The sequence below is a fragment of the Roseivirga echinicomitans genome, assembly GCF_001592935.1.
GTDB lineage: Bacteria > Bacteroidota > Bacteroidia > Cytophagales > Cyclobacteriaceae > Roseivirga > Roseivirga echinicomitans.
In genome coordinates this window covers 210,044-227,389 of sequence record NZ_LRDB01000050.1, presented here as the reverse complement: position 1 = coordinate 227,389, position 17,346 = coordinate 210,044, and the positions used below count along the sequence as shown (strand labels likewise).

The window sequence follows — 17,346 nt, the reverse complement described above, 5'->3', positions numbered from 1 at the left end:
AGGGGTACGAGCTATTCTACTTGCTCGCTTCTGCGACCAGTGCACTGACGGCAACTATGGTAAACACAATTCTCATAACTTCATGATGACGTAAAAGTGGAAGTTTTTTTTCTTTTTACAAAACTCAAGCGTAATCTGTAAGTAAAATTTCTTTGAGCGATGCCATTCCAGTAGTGGCCTTTTCCTGAATAAAATGGTGATTTGATCTACGGCTAATTTCTGGTTGATGTGGGTCTACAATATACACAGGCACGTGATTGCCCACATAATGCACCAAACTGGCAGCAGGATATACCACAAGTGAAGTGCCCACAATCACAAGGATATCGCCTTGTTGGGTAATTTCCGCAGCGATATCCATCATGGGAACGGCCTCCCCAAACCAGACAATATTAGGACGCAGCTGATATCCTTTTTCGCAAAGGTCTCCGAGTTTGAGTTCCCAATGATCCATCTCATAAATCAATGATTCATTGGCCACGCTACGGCTCTGAAAAAGCTGGCCGTGTAAGTGAATCACTTGGCTTGAGCCCGCCTGTTCATGGAAGTTGTCCACGTTTTGGGTGATGATGCTTACCTCGAAATGGGCTTCTAATTCTTTGAGAATTTCATGCGCTTTGTTGGGTTTGGCTTCTAAAGCTTGCTTTCTACGCTGGTTGTAAAACTCCAGCACCAGTGCTGGGTTGCTATGCCAGCCTTCGGGTGTGGCTACTTCTGTGACTGAATGACCTTCCCAAAGTCCGTCTGCATCCCGAAAAGTTTTCAAACCACTTTCGGCACTTATGCCTGCCCCAGAAAGTACAACTAGCTTTTTCATTAAAGATTCAGCTCTTTTCTGTTCTCTTCTAACACTTTGATAATGAATTCTATATGTTCGGTCAGATCAACACCTAAGAGTGCTACTCCGGCTTCTATTTCATCACGCTCTACTTTGGCAGCAAAGCTTTTCTGCTTGAGCTTTTTCTTTACCGATTTAGCCGACAAACCCTCAATGCTTTCTGGCCGAACTTGGCAACAAGCAATGGTAAAACCCGTCAGTTCATCGCAGGCGAGTAAGGCTTTGTCCAGCTTGGTTTCATATTCAACGCCCCATTTGGTGTAATGAGCTGAAATAGCATGTGCGATTTTTTCTTCACCCATTTCCCTAAGCATGCTCACAATTCTGTTGGGATGCTCTTCTGGGTACGCTTCATAATCGGCATCATGGAGCATGCCTGTTATGGCCCATTCTTCTGGATCTTCTCCAAAATGCTTTCCATATGCTTCCATTACCAATTCTACACTTCGGGCATGACGCAAAAGGCTGTCACCTTTGGTCATTGATGCTAGAATGTTTCGTGCTTCTTCTCTGGTCATAGGGTCAAAATACGAGCAAAAGCCTGATTTTAAAAATGAGAAAGCAAATAACTAACCTTTATTAAACCACAAAGAACGCGGAGAAACGCAAAGGGAGGTTAATATTGAGGGATACTGAGACAAGCTCAGTATGACGCTTCGAATTGGCCCCATCACATCATCAAAAACACCAAGTCGCCTAAGGTGAGTGCTTGCAAAACAAAAATTAGCACACTCATTCTTTTTCCGTGTCGAAAAGCGAGTCCCATGACCAAGAGCATAAGCAATGGAAGGATCAGGCCAGAATAACGCCTTAAAGAATCAGTGTGAATGTTCTCAGCCGCACTTAGCTGATAGCGATTAACTTCCTTGAATATGCGGGAAAGACGGTAATTGACGGTATCTCCTTCATTGACCGTTTCGGCAAATTCTTCCGACACAGAAAAATCGTGTTGCCCAGTAGTTAGCGTGTATGAATAATGGTAGTTCTGGGCCGCATTGTAATACTGTTGTCGTTCCGCTTGGACTTTTATCACCTGATCTGTAAAGGCTTTTCCGGGTAGCGCAAAGTCTGTAATAATCACCAAGGCAATCATTATGAATAAACTGTATAAAAAGGGGCGGAGCTTAAAGGTAGACTTGTTCATTGGCAAGCCCTAAATTAATAAACCTAGTCGGCCTTTGTGGTATTTCAGGGAATTGGTTTCTTCACCGCAAAGAACATGGAGATCTACAAATTACCGTCACTCTGAGGTTGAGCTTGGAGAGCAAAACCGCTAGAGTCTGTTTGTTCGGAGAGGGAGAGCTTAGCACTGACACTCCGAAGCTTCGGAGCTTTCGGTCATTCATATTGTGTATCCACAAGTGAATTCCCTCAGAATGACGCTAAAAATAACCGTCACTCTGAGGTTGAAGCTTGAAGAGCGAAACCGTGAGAGTCCGTCTGATCAGAGCGGGAGTGCCAAGAACCAGGGGGCAGGGGGCTACAATTCAACCAACATAAAAAAAGCCCGACTCTTATGAATCGGGCTTTTAGTATTTTAGGGGTTGAAGGGGAATTACTTTCTCTTCATTACTCTTTTAACGGCTTTCACGATGTTTTCAGCATCGATACCGTATTTCTTCATCAATTGCTCTGGTGTTCCACTTTCACCGAAAGAATCATTCACCGCTACCATTTCTAATGGGGTAGGGAGGTTAAGCGCTAAAGTCTGTGCTACGCTATCGCCCAAACCACCATTCATTTGGTGTTCTTCGGCAGTCACTACACAACCCGTTTTCTTAGCTGATTCAATAATCGCTTGAACGTCTAAAGGCTTAATGGTGTGAATGTTAATTACTTCCACGCTAATACCTTCTTTGGCCAATACCGCTTCTGCTTCAATGGCTTCCCATACCAAATGACCCGTAGCAAAGATGGTTACATCATTTCCTTCAATCATTTTAATGGCTTTACCAATTTCGAATTTCTGATCGGCTGGTGTAAATACAGGCACTTTTGGTCTTCCAAAACGCAAGTAAACAGGGCCTTCAAATTCAGCAATGGCAATGGTAGCCGCTTTGGTTTGGTTGTAATCACATGGGTTGATCACCGTCATGTGCGGTAACATTTTCATCAAACCAATGTCTTCCAAAATCTGGTGTGTTGCACCATCTTCACCCAAAGTTAATCCTGCATGAGAAGCACAAATCTTTACGTTTTTACCAGAGTAAGCAATCGACTGGCGGATTTGATCGTAAACACGACCCGTAGAGAAGTTGGCGAAAGTACCTGTGAAAGGAATTTTACCGCCAATGGTCAAACCAGCAGCTACACCCATCATGTTCGCTTCAGCAATACCTATTTGAAAGAATCTTTCAGGAAATTCATCGATGAAATCCTGCATTTTCAAAGAACCCACAAGGTCGGCACAAAGCGCCACTACTTCAGGGTTGGTACGTCCTAATTCCAATAAACCAGCACCGAAGCCAGAACGCGTATCTTTTTTTTCTGTGTATGTTAATTTCGTCATTGCTGCTTATTAATAGTCTCCAAGGGTTTCTTCTAACTGGGCCAAAGCGGTAGCCAATTGTTCATCGTTTGGCGCTACACCATGCCATTTGTGCGAACCCATCATAAAGTCTACACCAGCACCCATTTCGGTTTTCATCAGGTTAACTACTGGCTTTCCTTTACCAGAAAGTGATTTTGCTAAACTCATGGCATTGATGACAGACTTCATGTCGTTACCATCGCTTTCAATCACATCCCAACCAAAGGCTTGCCATTTGGCTTTCAAATCCATTAGGTCCATTACTTCAGAAGTAGGGCCGTCAATTTGCTGACCGTTGTAATCTACTGTAGCAATAAGGTTATCGATTTTACAGTGAGCAGCATACATGGCCGCTTCCCATACCTGACCTTCGTCAAGTTCTCCATCGCCCATCAAAACATACACACGCTTGTCGTCCTTGTTCAGCTTTTTAGCTTGAGCAGCACCACAGGCTACAGATAGGCCTTGGCCTAATGAACCTGAAGCTACACGAATTCCAGGTAAACCTTCTTCGGTAGCAGGGTGGCCCTGAAGCCTAGAATCTAACTTTCGGAAAGTAGCAAGCTCGGCCACAGGGAAGTAACCACTGCGGGCCAAAATGCTATACCAAACCGGAGAAATGTGCCCGTTCGACAAAAAGAACATGTCTTCGTCTCTTCCATCTGGATCAAATGGCTTTTTGATGTCCATGATGTTGAAGTACAAAGCAGTAAGGAAATCGGTGCATCCTAAAGAGCCTCCTGGGTGACCAGAGTTCACGGCATGTACCATACGTACAATATCACGCCTTACCTGAGAAGCTGTTTTCTCTAGGGTTTCAATACTAGGTTTATTCACGCTGTATTAATGATTGGTTAAAAATTATTTCAATATCTGAGCGGTGTGGTCTTTGGTTTTCACTTTCGCAATTACCTCTTCAATCACTCCGTTTTCATCAATTATAAATGTTGTGCGGGCAGTTCCCATATAAGTTCTGCCATACATCGACTTCTCTACCCATGTCCCAAACTGCTCATGAATACTCTTGTTTTCATCGGCAATTAGCGGAAATGGTAGTGCGAATTTATTAATAAAATTTTGATGCTTCTTTGCCGAATCCGAACTAATCCCAACAATTGCGTATCCAGCCTCTAAAAGGGCATTATAATTATCTCTAAGGTTGCATGCTTCTGCGGTGCAGCCGGGGGTATTGTCTTTTGGGTAGAAGAATAGGGCTAATTTCTTTCCAGCAAAGTCCGAAAGCTTAATGGGCTTACTGTCTTGATCGATTCCTTCAAAATCTGGGGCTTTATCGCCTGCTTGTAATGCCATAATTAAAGTTTTAACGTTAGGGTTTTCTTGTTTCCAGCGTAATCTGTTACTGTTAAAGCAAAATCTCCCTTCAATGGTTTGCTCTTATCTAAAGTTTCTGACCAAATCAATTTTCTCTTGGGGTCGTAGTTCATCAAAAGCCATTCTCCGTTAATGGTGGCCTCGTAATCTTTAATGCCCGAAAGCTCATCGTCAATATTGAAATAGAGAATACCATTGCTTGACGTGCGTTGCCTTATGGTCGGTGGTGTTAAGTCTTTCTTCAGCGTAAAATTGCCTAAAGATGAAATGGCAAACCTGATTTTTCCTTCGCTCCAAGTACCACCCACAAAGCTAGCGTTACCTGAGCTGCTTAAAGCGTAGGCCTGAAATTGTTCTAAGGAATCGTATTGTAAAAGTGGTACAAGCTCAATTTCAACGATTCCCCTTAAAGCCGAGACGTCATCACCAATCTGCAATATTTCAATCTTCTTCTCCTCATCGATGTAGTGCCTTGCCTTTAAATACAGTGTATCGAACAAAGTGTTTTTGCCGAAAGCAGCCGAAAAGGAATTAGAAAGGTAGGAGTGTTCTTTTTCGGAAGGAATCATATCCATGAATTCCATTTCCTCTTGATCATCTCCGTAGTCAATTGTTTTTGGAAGGCCTCTATTCAAGTCAACCAAGTAAACGTTTTCCTCACCATCGGAATAAGCAGGCTCTAAAATGTGCGAACCTTGCTGGGTATATACAGTGATATTGTTCAGCTCGCCTTTACGCTTCCTATTGATTTGAAGCGTGTTATCTAATAGATAGGAATGATCTCTGCGGTCTACTTGTGCGAGTTCGGCAGGAGAGGCCTTTGCGCCTTTTACGTTGAATGAAACCCTGCGTTGGTTTCCATAAGCATCGGCCATTATAATCTGGAAAAGGTAAATGGAGTCTTGCTTCGGGTGGAAGAAGCCTTTGTTCTTGATGCCATTGTAAAAACCTAAGCCATTGCCATCATCCACATAGAGTTTGTTGTATCGTCTGTTGGTTTCTTGTTCAGCCTTGTAATTGGTGTGGACTTTAATGTTGTTTTGTAAAGAGAAGTTGACAGAATCAATTCTTTGACTGAAGAGCAATTCTTGATTTTGATACACATCAATTTCAGGGACACCATTTTTATTGGCTGCTCCATCCAGTTTGTCGTGTGCCCAAATTTCAAAGCCAATTTTTCCGGCTGCGCGAATGGTGTCAGTAATCACATATTCGTTGCCTCGCTTTTCTAGGTTGAATTCGAATCTACCAAACTGCCCATTTACCCTTGAATTGATGTCCATGGTTTTCAAGGCAATTCTTTCCGCAATAGGTGCGATTTTGTCTTTAATTTCAGTGAAGCCAATTCTGAGGGGATCAAGCACTTCTTGTCTGGCATCCCTGATTTCGAAATGAAGGTGTGGGCCTGTAGATGATCCTGAATTTCCTGAGTAGCCCAATACTTCGCCTTTTTTCAGTTTAAAACGACCGCGATCGGGGAATAGGTTTACGCCAAAGGACTTTTGTTTGTACTGGCTTTCCAGTACGTACTTCGCCAGTTCTTTATTGAAGCGCTGTAAGTGGGCATATACCGTTGTGGTGCCATTGGGATGAACCATGTAAACAGCATTACCATAACCGCCTGTAGATACAGCAATTCGGCTAACATAACCTTCGGCAGCGGAGTACACATCTAGTCCTACCACACCATTGGTTTTAATGTCGAGCCCAGCATGGAAATGCGAGGCACGCAATTCACCCATATTTCCCGCCAGATAATTGGTGCGTTCTGGCTGGATGGGGAATTGATAATATCCTTTTTCGATCTTGCTGTATTGGGCAAAGGTCGAAACGGTAACAAACAAAAGGGGAATAAAATGAAATCTACTTAACCTCAACTTCCAACATTTTCTCATTCTCTATATAAGCAGTAAGTGTGTCGCCAATCACCGTTTTTCCAACGCCCGCAGGTGTACCGGTAAAAATAATGTCTCCCTTCTTCAACGTAAAGTATTTCGAAATATGCTCAATGATGTCGTCAAAACTGAAAAGCATCATATTGGTATTTCCGTCTTGTTTTACTTCACCGTTTTGCTGCAAGCTAAAGTTGATGTTATTCAAATCAAACTTATCCTTGCTCACAAATTCAGAAATAGGGGCAGAGCCATTAAAAGCCTTGGCTTTTTCCCAAGGTAATCCTTTTTCTTTGCAGCGCTGCTGAACATCTCTGGCAGTGAAATCAATTCCCACGCCAATTTCATCATAGTATTTATGGGCGAATTTCTTCTCGATGTGTTTTCCTTCTCTACTAATTTTCAAAAGTATTTCTACCTCGAAATGAACATCATTTGAGAAATCAGGGTGATAGAAAGGTACGCTATTTCTTAATACGGCTGTATCGGGCTTTAGAAATACCACCGGTTCTGTCGGGCGTTCGTTGTTTAATTCAGCAATATGTTCAGCATAATTACGTCCAATGGCAACAATCTTCATTCGGATAAGTTTAGTTAGGGTTGAATAACCAAAAGGCAACCTCAGCACAAAATTAAAATTTCGATCTGATTTGACAACCTGTCATTTATGATCATTTTTGTGAAACGAAGGAATATAACAATAGACCTTGTTATTCAGGGAGATACATTTTTAATAATAGAGAACTTTTAGTGATGAGAAAATTAGTAGCACTTAGTTTTATAGTAGCCTTAGTGATTGGGTGTACTACTGTGCCAATTACAGGCAGAAGACAACTTACTGGAGTTGTGAGTAGTGATGAAGTGATTGCCATGAGTGCTGATGCTTACAAGCAAGTAATGGATTCCGTGAAGCTTTCGGATAATCAAGCGCAAGTGGCCATGATTAAACGTGTGGGCACCAGAATTCAAAAAGCGGTGGAGCAATACATGAACAACAATGGTTATGAAGGTCTTTTGGATGGTTTCGATTGGGAGTTCAACCTTATTGAAAGTGAGCAAGTTAACGCTTGGGCAATGCCAGGAGGTAAAGTGGCCTTCTATACTGGAATCATTCCTATTTGTAAAGATGATTTGGGTGTTGCCGTAGTAATGGGACACGAAGTAGCGCATGCGGTAGCCAAACATGGTCAGGAGCGAATGAATCAGAGTTATGCCAAACAAGTAGGTTTAAGCATCGGTGCAGTGGCGCTGGGTCAAGACCCAACTTTGGCACAGCAAATGGTGTTTCAGGCAGTAGGTATTGGAACAGATATTGGACTTTTGAAATTCTCAAGAACGCATGAATCAGAAGCCGATGAATTGGGCTTGACTTTTATGGCGATTGCGGGTTACGACCCGAGTGAGGCACCTAAGTTCTGGGAAAGAATGTCGGAAGGCAGTAGCGGTCAAGCCCCACCAGAGTTTCTTTCTACGCACCCAAGTCATGAAACTAGGATTGAAAGATTGAACGCTGCCTTGCCAAAGGCGATGGAGTACTATAATAAGAGTACATTGAAGTAATTAATATTCCGTCCTTCGGGGCGATTGAATATGTCAGGTAGTTATGCGAAGGGTTTTTACCCTTCGTTTTTTTTTGTCGGAAGGTTGTTTCGTCCTTACAGGACTAAATAAGGATAGGGGGTGGGTGTTTCGAAGGGTTGCGCCTTCGTTTTGGTATGAAACCCTTTCAGGGCTGAGGAAATGTAAATACTCGTTACAAACGAGTATTAGTGGGATTCAGTGTGTTTCTTATTCGTAGAATTCTCCCTCGTCAGTTACAATTGTAGTTAATTCAACGGTATGGCCATCGGGGTCTTTGGTATAAATTGAATGAAAATAATGATGGTCTTGAATAGTGAATTCGAGGTTCAATGCTGCATATTTCCTTTTTGCTTTCTCAAAATTATCGTTGGTGACATTGAACGAAAAGTGGTCTATTTTTACATTTTTTGATGTTAGATCAAGCTGTGGATCGGTAACCGTTGCTGGGAACAAAGCGACTCCCGTCTTCCCTGAAAGCATAAAAATCGGATATTCTCCCCATGCTGGTAATTGATATTTCCTGAGGCCAAGGACTTTTTGATACCATTCAACAGATTGATTTAAATCCTTCACCCGGATTGCTACATGGTCTAAAAACTGGATCTCTATTTCATTACTGTCATTACTCATTTCTCACAGAAGGTTTCTTGCCTATTCTTAATGGAACACCAATAGGGGACGAGATCACTTATTTTATTAAGCACTCAAAGGCAAATTAAATATGAAGGTACTTCCTTTTCCTACTTCACTTTCCGCCCAAATGTCCCCATTAAGCTTTTTTACAAACTCTTTGCAGAGCACTAGACCCAAACCAGAACCCTTTTCTCTCGCGGTGCCTGGCAATGTTGCATTGGTTGAAAGATTGAAAAGTTTATTCAACGTTTCTTGGTTCATGCCAACGCCACTATCAGCAACAGCAACTTCAACCTGGTGGTTTTTGATGTTCGCTGAAATATTGACATTTCCTCCTAAATGTGTGAATTTAATTGCATTTGAAATGAGGTTTCGTAAAACAGTTCTTAAAATGTTTTCGTCCGTGTATAACTCGATGTCATCGGTTAGGGTATAATTCAGCGTAATATCTTTGGCCCTTGCAAGCGGTTTATTAAGTTCTATTATTTCATGAATAAGAACGGGTAGAATGATCTTTTCGGGTACTAAATTAAGCTCACCAGATTGAGTTCTAGCCCAATTCAATAAGTTGTCAAGCAAAGAAAACGTGTTTTTGGCTATTGAATTTATCATATCAATAGGTTTTTGAGTCGCCTCATTCTCAGTGTCCTTCACCTCATTAATAAGCAGCTGCGAAACGCCTATGATATTATAGAACGGACCTCTTAAATCATGCGCTATGATAGAGAACAATTTGTCTTTTGTGGTATTCAGTGCCCTAAGTCGGGCTTCACTTTCTTTTAATGCTGCTTCTGCTTTTTGGTGTTCGGAAATATCACGAATTACTCCGACAATAAATTTTTCCCCACTAGCATCAATAAACCGTGACTTCCGTGTTGAGATGATATGCGTTTGGCCTCCGTCTACCGTAAGTGACTCTTCGCTTATATTTTCGAGCCCACTGGAAAGTACCTTCTTGTCAATTTTCAAAAAACTTTTTCGTTCATCAGGAGATACATTTTCGGCCAAGGTTTTACCTATTATTTGAGTCCTTGAAAGTCCGAACAGCTCACAAAAAGCATCGTTCACCAAGATCAACTTACTTTTATTGTTCTTCACGAATACTGCATCACCCATATTGTTAAGGATGGCATGAATGTACTCCCTACTTTCCTTTGTTTCTACTTCGCTTTGAGATGAGGTATGCAATCGTAGCGCTTCATTTTGCTTTTTGAGTTCAGCAATCTGATTTTCCAACGCTTCGTATGTCGGTTTATCATTCATTTTTAAATGTTTGCATACAAGTTCAACCGATTTTTGATAAGGGTAATTGCTTATAACCTAATATAGGCGCCACGTTTATGGAGTTCATATCCCATGTAATTTATTGAAAAGTTATTAGAGCACACAACTAGATTTCATGAAGGTGTCTTGAACTCATTAATTTACTGAATCTTAAATAAGTTAAATATCACGTCCCTACATGACTTGTATAAAGCAATCTAATCTGCGCCATCCCATAACCCCCATAAATCTGCGATCACTCACTATTTTCACCGCAATTAATCGCAACAAAACTCTTATCCCCCCTGTTTCCTTCGTATTATTGCACCCAAATTCGAAAAAATGGCGGTTGTACCTTACAAAGAGAACCAAGCAAGTAAAAAAGAGCAAGTGGCTGAAATGTTCAATAACATTAGCCACAAGTATGATTTCTTGAATCATTTTTTAAGCCTAGGCATCGATATTCTGTGGCGTAAAAAGGCCATTAGAATGCTGAAACCTCATCAGCCGAAGCAGATTTTGGACATTGCTACTGGAACGGGAGATTTTGCTATTGAAGCTTTAGCCCTTAACCCAGACCGTGTAGTAGGGGTTGATATTTCTGCTGGAATGCTGGAAATCGGTAAGCAGAAGATGGAGAAAAAGGGCCTTGATCATATCATAGATATGCAGATGGGCGATTCAGAGAAGTTACTCTTCGAAGACAATACCTTTGATGCCGTGATCGTTTCATTTGGCGTAAGGAATTTCGAGAACTTAAAGCAAGGTTTGAGCGATATGCACCGCGTATTGAGGCCAGGAGGGAAGGTAGTTATTGTAGAGTTTTCGCAACCACGAACTTTCCCAATGAAGCAGCTTTATAATTTTTACTTTAAGTCGATTTTACCTGTCATTGGAAAAATGGTGTCTAAAGATCAATCGGCTTATACTTATTTGCCAGAATCGGTAGCCGCTTTTCCCGATGGTGAAAGATTTTTGAATATTTTAGGGGAAGTAGGATTTAACAAAACTGAATGCAAGCCACTAACTTTTGGTATAAGCTCAATATACATCGGTCAAAAATAGTTTTCTGTTTAGCATTATTTATTTGCAATGTTGCTTTGGGGCAAAAAATTCCCGTAAAGCTCAACCGCATTGGTAGTGATGATAAAAAAGTGAACTATGGCTTCTTTTTGGGCTATCATCAGAACTACTACGGAATAAAATACTCCGATGCTTTTGATGGACCCGATTACGATGACGTAACTTCCATCGTATCTAAGCAGAATTCTGGATTTAACTTGGGTTTTATGCTCAATTTCAGATTAGACGATCAACTGACCCTGAGGTTTGTGCCAGTGAAAATTGGTCTTTATCAGCAATTGGTGCAGTACAATATGACCGATGGCACTGTAGATGAGCAGCTGATTGAAAGCACGCGAATAGAACCTGGTATCTTCGTTAAATACCGCTCCATCAGACGCGATAATCTTAGAATGTACGTGATTGCGGGTGTAAGTGCCTCTATGCGTTCGGGCAAAGCTGAAGATTTAGGTGGTGTGGATAAACTTGAAATAAGGAAAGGAAACTTGAAGGCTGAAATTGGCTTTGGTTTCGAAAATTACTTTGAGTTCTTCAAACTTGAACCTGAAATACGCTACTCCAGAGGCTTGACGAATGTGTTAAACCCTTCGAACAACTTCTACTCCAACGGCATAGGCCAAATTACCACGCACAACTTCTCTATCTATTTCCACTTTACGGATTAGAGTTACTGTTAAATTAATACCAAATCCCCAATCCTCCCAACCTCCTTCTCCAAGGAGGAGTGTTCGTGCAAATATTTGTGCTGCATAGCCTTTAGTGGCTTCATCTGCTAAGGAAGATCCCTTAATAGAAGTGCAGAGAAGTGAGCGATCATTAGTTATTAAAAGTGCTATAGTAAAAGTTAGTACTGGGGCACTTCCCCCTTTTTCGAAAAGGGGGGTAGGGGGATTAGAATTACTGTTTTACTAAAACCAAAGCCCAATCCTCCCAGCCTCCTTCTCCAAGGAGGAGTGTTCGTGCAAATATTTGTGCTGCATAGCCTTTAGTGGCTTCATCTGCTAAGGAAGATCCCTTAATAGAAGTGCAGAGAAGTGAGCGATCATTAGTTATTAAAAGTGCTATAGTAAAAGTTAGTACTGGGGCACTTCCCCCTTTTTCGAAAAGGGGGGTAGGGGGATTAGAGTTACTTCTTTACAGAGACCAAAGCCCAATCCTCCCAACCTCCTTCTCCAAGGAGGAGTGTTCGTAGTAACATTCATGCTGTATAACCTTTAGGTATTACATCTAGTGGGAAATGGCTTTAATAGATGGGAACGATTCCAAAACACAACTCACATCATAAATAATACCTTCATACTTCCCCATATTTCTTCTAAATTCGAACCTTAAGAATTTAGAACAGGAATGAGCAAAATAGCAATGGTTACCGGAGCCACCTCTGGTATTGGTTGGGCTACTGCCGAAGCACTGGCCAAGGAAGGTTATCAATTGATTATCTGTGGAAGACGAAAGGAACGACTGCAAGAATTATCCGCAAAAGTGGACGTAAAAACCTTAGAACTCCTTTTTGATGTGAGCGATAGAGCTGCGGTAGCGGAAGCCCTTCATTCACTTCCAACGGAATGGAAACAGATTGATGTGTTGATCAACAATGCTGGAAATGCACATGGTTTGGGCAAAATTCACGAAGGCAATATTGATGACTGGGATGCCATGATTGACATCAATGTCAAAGGTCTTTTGTATGTCACCAAAGCCATTGTGCCAAATATGGTGGAGCGAGGTGCTGGTCATGTAGTCAATATTGGGTCTATTGCGGGCAAGGAAGCCTATCCGGGAGGAAATGTGTATTGCGGTTCTAAACATGCCGTAGATGCTATTAATACGGGCATGCGAATGGACTTGAACGGAACAGGAGTGAAGGTGTCTCAGGTTTGCCCAGGTTTGGTGGAAACTGAATTTTCACTGGTACGCTTTAAAGGCGATAAAGACAGAGCCAAAGTGGCTTATGAGGGCTTTGATGCCCTTCGAGCAGAAGATATTGCAGACCTTATTTGCTTTATTGTTACCCGACCAGCGCATGTGAATATTGCCGATACGCTCATTTTACCTGCCGCACAGGCTTCGCCTACTTTAGTGGCGAAAAACTAAGCTTTACATTTCTCAGAAAGAACAAGAAATACGATGTACGAAGAAGAATTCAATGACGAAGTGCCGCAAGAAGGCCTTCCCATTCCCGAGATATTTAGAAATTCAGATACCAAAGGCTATATCACCCATTGCATTCAATGCGATTATGAGTTGTTAAAAGGCGATCGCTCTTATATGATCGAAAAGGTATTTAAAAGATACCCTCACCTTGATTCCACCCAAGTGCTTTTCGAATACGGCATGTGCAGCGTTTGCTATGAAAAAATGAAGGATAGCCTCTCTGTGGAAAGCATGCAGAACCTCTCCAATTACATGATGAACAATATGGATTTTTCGGCCATGCAGCAACGCATTGAGGAAAACCCAGAAGATCCTGAGAAGTGGATGTCCCATTGTATGATTCATGGCACACCCAAAGAAGAAATGACGGAGTTTCAAGTGGCTGCTTCTTTTAAGGGAGATCGTTTGATGACGAATTTTATGCCACCTTACATGATTGGAGGCTTGGCTTTAGAAGAACTGAACGGCTTGCTTTCCAAAGAAACCAAAGAAGACATGGATGGATTTGTTGACCAGCATTTTGGCATTCCTCCTGAATTGAGAAAAGACTTTATTCTGATATGAAAAAACTACTTTTAATCTGCCTGCTTCCCTTTTTGATCTTTTCGTGTAACAGCAAAGATGAGTCTGGAGGCATTGAGAATGGGGTTTCGCTGGCCTTGGCCACATCTAGAAAAGCCATTGTTTCCAATATCAATTATAACCTTGAATTCAGGGTGCCAGCAGCCCTTACGCAACCCATTCAGTCGCTGGAAACTTTGAGTTTCAACTTGAGTGACAATTCTGAAGACCTGCTTTTAGATTTTAGAGAATCGGCTGACAAGCTTAAAGGCATTATTGTCAATGATCAATCGGCTGAAATCAATTTCAAGAATGAGCACATCATTATTAGTAAGGATTTATTGAGAAGAGGGAAGAACATTATTGAGATCAATTTCTTTGCGGGAGAAACTTCGCTCAACCGTAAGGAAGAGTTTATGTACACGCTGTTGGTTCCAGACAGAGCACGTACGCTTTTCCCTTCATTTGATCAGCCCAACTTAAAGGCGACCTACGAACTGACCTTAGACTTGCCCGAAAGCTGGACGGCCATAGCCAATGGCCCTGTGGCACTTTTAAGTGTAAAAGATGGCCGAAAGAACATTCAGTTTGAAAAGTCTGATTTGATCAGTACTTACTTGTTCTCTTTTGTGGCAGGTAAATTCAAAACCGAAACTCAAAATGTGGGAGGAATGGAAATGACCATGCTCCACAGGGAAACTGACAGCGCAAAAGTAGCCAGAAACCTCGATTTGATTTTCTATCTACACGGGGCTTCAATTCAATGGTTACAAGAATACACAGGGATTGATTATCCCTTTAAGAAATTCGATTTTGCACTCATTCCTAGTTTCCAATATGGCGGAATGGAGCATGTAGGCGCTATTCAGTACCAAGCCAATAGCCTTTTCTTGGATGAAGATCCATCGCAATCTCAGTTATTGAGCAGAGCAAGTTTAATTGCACATGAAACTGCCCACATGTGGTTTGGTGACTTGGTGACTATGGACTGGTTCAATGATGTGTGGACCAAAGAGGTATTTGCCAATTTTATGGCCGCCAAAATGGTGAACCCAAGCTTTCCAGAAATCGACCATGAGTTAAATTTCTTGGTGCGTCATTATCCGTCAGCTTATGGCGTGGACAGAACGGAAGGGGCAAATCCAATCCGACAAGAACTGAACAACCTGAACGAAGCGGGGCAAATGTATGGTGCCATTATTTACAATAAAGCACCCATTATGATGCGTCAGCTAGAAATGCTCATTGGAGAACAATTGTTCCAAGAAGGCATGCAAGAGTACTTGAAAACCTATTCTTTCACCAATGCCACATGGCCCGATTTGATCAATATTCTGGACAAGAAAACGCCAGAAGATTTGAAAACATGGAGTGAGGTTTGGGTGAATACGGCTGGCCGTCCCGAGTTTCAGTTGGAGCTTGTTCGTCAGCAGGGGATGCTCAACGAAATCAAGTTAAGTCAGTTTGACCCTTCTGGAAAGGACCGCACCTGGCCACAGGTTTTTAGTGCTGCGGCTTGGCTCGATCAAACCAAGGTATACAAGAAGCTCGCCTCTAAACAAGCGGTTTTGAATGTTGACCTGCCTATTCTACGATTGGGCGATATTGTTCTGAATGCCGATGGAAGAGGTTATGGCCTCTTTGAAGCCGATATGAATATGGTGACGCAACGTTATTCGCGCATGACGGACGTTGAAAAGGGAACCACCTTTGTGAACCTCTATGAGAATTTCCTTGACGGAAAACTTCCTCGCGTGGGTTACATAGAAATGGTGAAATGGGTCATTGCCAAAGAAGAGAATGAGCTGATTTTGAACTTGGTTTTAGGCCAAATGAATAATATCTATTGGTCATATTTAACCGAAGCCGAAAGGACCAGCGTAGCACCCGACTTGGAGCGCACCTTATATTTCTTAATGGAAACCAAGTCGGATAAACCAAGTGTAAAGAAAGTCTTCTTTAATGCCTTCCGTAATGTGACCATTACCGATAACAACACCGGGCGTTTGTACGACATTTGGAATGGCGCCAAAGTGGAAGGGCTCAATTTATCAGAGAATGATAAAGTAGGTTTGGCTTCGCAATTGGCCATTCGTTTACCAGAGCGGGCAGATGCCATTCTGAAACAGCAACTGGATTCCATCAAAAACCCTGACACCAAACGTAGATTCGAATTTGTGATGCCTGCGCTTTCTAACTCACAACAGGTACGCGATACATTCTTTGAGTCGTTGAAGGATGCGAAAAACCGCGAAACCGAGTCTTGGGTGCTTTCTGCTTTGGGTGCTTTGCATCATCCGTTGAGAAAAGAGTCTTCTGAAAAGTACATTTTGCCAAGTCTTGAATTGCTTAAAGAGATTCAAGAAACGGGAGATATCTTCTTCCCAACCCGTTGGACGGACCAAACTTTGGGCAATTACAATTCAGCTTCAGCCGTGAAAATTGTACGTGACTTCCTTAAGAATAATCCTGATTACAATGCACAATTGAAAATGAAGATCTTGCAAGCGGCAGACAACCTTTTCCGTTCAGAAAGAATTCTAGGAGGGAAGCAGAGTTTGCAGCAGAAGTAAAGGAGTATTGGGTAAAGAGTATTTGGTAGTGAGTACAGCGTATTGAGTATTGAGTAGTGAGTACAGCGTATTGGGTTTAATTATAGTTTCTTCGCTTCACTCAGGATGAAAAATCTATAAAACAGTCTTCAGTTGAAAATCAACTAGAGAGCTAAAATATAAATGAAAAAGGCCACCCAATAGGTCGCACCTACGGAGCTTAACGCAGTGATTAATTCACTGCTACCAACAGGTCATCCCTACGGGATTAAAGGTTTTGGTAAAAGTGATCTGTACCAGCTTTTACGAGGTGTTGACTTATATGAAAATGGAGTCCAGGGCTTTTTTGACCATCAATTTCCGAGTTGAGTTCCACGCCCAAAGCCCCATCGAGGTCATACGTTTATAGAGTAAACATCAACAAAACACCCTTCAGACCCCAACGGGGTCATACATTTGTAAAAATAATAATGCAGTGCAAAACCCGACCCTAGCAGGGTCGCACCTCCCATTGACTGGTTGAAGGAATAGAATATACAACCCCTTCAGGGTTGGTGTCATTACGCATACTAACATTGCTATAAATGTGGAATCCCTACGGGATTAAAGGTTTTGGTAAAAGTGATCTGTACCAGTTTTTAGCGGGTGTTGACTGATATGAAAAAGTAGTCCTTGCCTTTTTGACCATCAATTTTCGAGTTGAGCCCAAAACCCCACCGAGGTCATGCGTTTATAGCGTATAACATCTACAAAACACCCTTCAGACCCCAGCGGGGTCATACATTTGTAAAAAAAATAGTGCAGAGCAAACCTCGACCCTAGCAGGGTCGCACCTCCCATTGACTGGTTGAAGGAATAGAATATACAACCCCTTCAGGGTTGGTACTATTACGCATACTAACATTGCTATAAATGTGGAATCCCTAC

Annotated in this window: 16 protein-coding genes; 6 read left to right on the top strand and 10 right to left on the bottom strand. The window is 42.0% G+C overall.

From position 1 onward, the window contains the following. Positions 1–124: 124 nt before the first annotated feature. The 8 genes from AWN68_RS15170 to AWN68_RS15135 all read right to left on the bottom strand — a co-directional run bounded on the left by AWN68_RS15170 (position 125) and on the right by AWN68_RS15135 (position 7,172). Positions 125–817 carry an SIR2 family NAD-dependent protein deacylase gene (locus AWN68_RS15170; protein WP_068417476.1) on the bottom strand — a complete coding sequence of 231 codons (693 nt, stop codon included), beginning with the start codon at positions 815–817 and terminating at the stop codon, positions 125–127. After that, positions 817–1,356 (bottom strand): HD domain-containing protein, encoded by a 540-nt coding sequence (locus tag AWN68_RS15165; protein WP_068417473.1) that lies wholly within the window; start codon positions 1,354–1,356, stop codon positions 817–819. Before AWN68_RS15165 ends, AWN68_RS15170 begins: the two co-directional genes overlap by 1 nt. 152 nt (positions 1,357–1,508) lie before the next feature. Further along, entirely contained in the window at positions 1,509–1,982 is a 474-nt protein-coding gene (locus AWN68_RS15160) for a hypothetical protein (RefSeq protein ID WP_157716251.1), read from the bottom strand. A gap of 411 nt (positions 1,983–2,393) precedes the next feature. Continuing rightward, positions 2,394–3,347 (bottom strand): transketolase family protein, encoded by a 954-nt coding sequence (locus AWN68_RS15155; RefSeq protein WP_068417469.1) that lies wholly within the window; start codon positions 3,345–3,347, stop codon positions 2,394–2,396. A 9-nt stretch (positions 3,348–3,356) separates the two neighbouring features. Beyond that, entirely contained in the window at positions 3,357–4,205 is an 849-nt protein-coding gene (locus tag AWN68_RS15150; RefSeq protein ID WP_068417464.1) for a transketolase, read from the bottom strand. A gap of 24 nt (positions 4,206–4,229) precedes the next feature. Further along, positions 4,230–4,679, bottom strand: a complete 450-nt coding sequence (gene bcp / locus AWN68_RS15145) for a thioredoxin-dependent thiol peroxidase (protein WP_068417462.1) — start codon at positions 4,677–4,679, stop codon at positions 4,230–4,232. Between the two features lie 2 nt (positions 4,680–4,681). Next, entirely contained in the window at positions 4,682–6,577 is a 1,896-nt protein-coding gene (locus tag AWN68_RS15140; RefSeq protein ID WP_172796076.1) for a M23 family metallopeptidase, read from the bottom strand. Then, positions 6,564–7,172: a fumarylacetoacetate hydrolase family protein gene (locus AWN68_RS15135; protein ID WP_068417456.1), complete on the bottom strand. Its 609-nt coding sequence runs from the start codon at positions 7,170–7,172 to the stop codon at positions 6,564–6,566. Before AWN68_RS15135 ends, AWN68_RS15140 begins: the two co-directional genes overlap by 14 nt. Before the next feature lie 173 nt (positions 7,173–7,345). On the opposite strand from AWN68_RS15135, the gene AWN68_RS15130 reads away from it, so the two are divergent. Continuing rightward, positions 7,346–8,152: a M48 family metallopeptidase gene (locus AWN68_RS15130; RefSeq protein ID WP_068417453.1), complete on the top strand. Its 807-nt coding sequence runs from the start codon at positions 7,346–7,348 to the stop codon at positions 8,150–8,152. A gap of 228 nt (positions 8,153–8,380) precedes the next feature. On the opposite strand, the gene AWN68_RS15125 is transcribed toward AWN68_RS15130, so the two are convergent. Next, positions 8,381–8,803: a VOC family protein gene (locus AWN68_RS15125; RefSeq protein ID WP_068417452.1), complete on the bottom strand. Its 423-nt coding sequence runs from the start codon at positions 8,801–8,803 to the stop codon at positions 8,381–8,383. 66 nt (positions 8,804–8,869) lie between these two features. After that, positions 8,870–10,069: a PAS domain-containing sensor histidine kinase gene (locus tag AWN68_RS15120; RefSeq protein WP_068417451.1), complete on the bottom strand. Its 1,200-nt coding sequence runs from the start codon at positions 10,067–10,069 to the stop codon at positions 8,870–8,872. Between the two features lie 342 nt (positions 10,070–10,411). Here AWN68_RS15120 and ubiE point away from each other — a divergent pair, with 342 nt between their 5' ends. The 5 genes from ubiE (at position 10,412) to AWN68_RS15095 (ending at position 16,440) form a co-directional block, all read left to right on the top strand. Then, a complete protein-coding gene (gene ubiE, locus AWN68_RS15115) occupies positions 10,412–11,134 on the top strand; it encodes a bifunctional demethylmenaquinone methyltransferase/2-methoxy-6-polyprenyl-1,4-benzoquinol methylase UbiE (RefSeq protein ID WP_068417450.1) in 723 nt (240 codons plus the stop codon). Beyond that, a complete protein-coding gene (porT, locus tag AWN68_RS15110) occupies positions 11,083–11,817 on the top strand; it encodes a type IX secretion/gliding motility protein PorT/SprT (RefSeq protein ID WP_084362883.1) in 735 nt (244 codons plus the stop codon). The genes ubiE and porT overlap by 52 nt, the downstream gene beginning before the upstream one ends. A gap of 682 nt (positions 11,818–12,499) precedes the next feature. Next, a complete protein-coding gene (locus AWN68_RS15105; RefSeq protein ID WP_068417446.1) occupies positions 12,500–13,246 on the top strand; it encodes an SDR family NAD(P)-dependent oxidoreductase in 747 nt (248 codons plus the stop codon). Between the two features lie 33 nt (positions 13,247–13,279). After that, positions 13,280–13,870 (top strand): hypothetical protein, encoded by a 591-nt coding sequence (locus AWN68_RS15100; RefSeq protein ID WP_068417442.1) that lies wholly within the window; start codon positions 13,280–13,282, stop codon positions 13,868–13,870. Next, on the top strand, positions 13,867–16,440 hold the full coding sequence (locus AWN68_RS15095; RefSeq protein ID WP_068417439.1) for a M1 family metallopeptidase: 2,574 nt from the start codon (positions 13,867–13,869) through the stop codon (positions 16,438–16,440). The genes AWN68_RS15100 and AWN68_RS15095 overlap by 4 nt, the downstream gene beginning before the upstream one ends. Positions 16,441–17,346: the final 906 nt, after the last annotated feature.

Coding starts and splice junctions, on each gene's coding strand:
- AWN68_RS15170 (WP_068417476.1), bottom strand. CDS start 817: ATGAAAAAGCTAGTTGTACTTTCTGGGGCAGGCATAAGTGCCGAAAGT.
- AWN68_RS15100 (WP_068417442.1), top strand. CDS start 13,280: ATGTACGAAGAAGAATTCAATGACGAAGTGCCGCAAGAAGGCCTTCCC.
- porT (WP_084362883.1), top strand. CDS start 11,083: ATGCAAGCCACTAACTTTTGGTATAAGCTCAATATACATCGGTCAAAA.
- AWN68_RS15130 (WP_068417453.1), top strand. CDS start 7,346: ATGAGAAAATTAGTAGCACTTAGTTTTATAGTAGCCTTAGTGATTGGG.
- bcp (WP_068417462.1), bottom strand. CDS start 4,679: ATGGCATTACAAGCAGGCGATAAAGCCCCAGATTTTGAAGGAATCGAT.
- AWN68_RS15095 (WP_068417439.1), top strand. CDS start 13,867: ATGAAAAAACTACTTTTAATCTGCCTGCTTCCCTTTTTGATCTTTTCG.
- AWN68_RS15160 (WP_157716251.1), bottom strand. CDS start 1,982: ATGAACAAGTCTACCTTTAAGCTCCGCCCCTTTTTATACAGTTTATTC.
- AWN68_RS15155 (WP_068417469.1), bottom strand. CDS start 3,347: ATGACGAAATTAACATACACAGAAAAAAAAGATACGCGTTCTGGCTTC.
- AWN68_RS15125 (WP_068417452.1), bottom strand. CDS start 8,803: ATGAGTAATGACAGTAATGAAATAGAGATCCAGTTTTTAGACCATGTA.
- AWN68_RS15105 (WP_068417446.1), top strand. CDS start 12,500: ATGAGCAAAATAGCAATGGTTACCGGAGCCACCTCTGGTATTGGTTGG.
- ubiE (WP_068417450.1), top strand. CDS start 10,412: ATGGCGGTTGTACCTTACAAAGAGAACCAAGCAAGTAAAAAAGAGCAA.
- AWN68_RS15135 (WP_068417456.1), bottom strand. CDS start 7,172: ATGAAGATTGTTGCCATTGGACGTAATTATGCTGAACATATTGCTGAA.
- AWN68_RS15120 (WP_068417451.1), bottom strand. CDS start 10,069: ATGAATGATAAACCGACATACGAAGCGTTGGAAAATCAGATTGCTGAA.
- AWN68_RS15165 (WP_068417473.1), bottom strand. CDS start 1,356: ATGACCAGAGAAGAAGCACGAAACATTCTAGCATCAATGACCAAAGGT.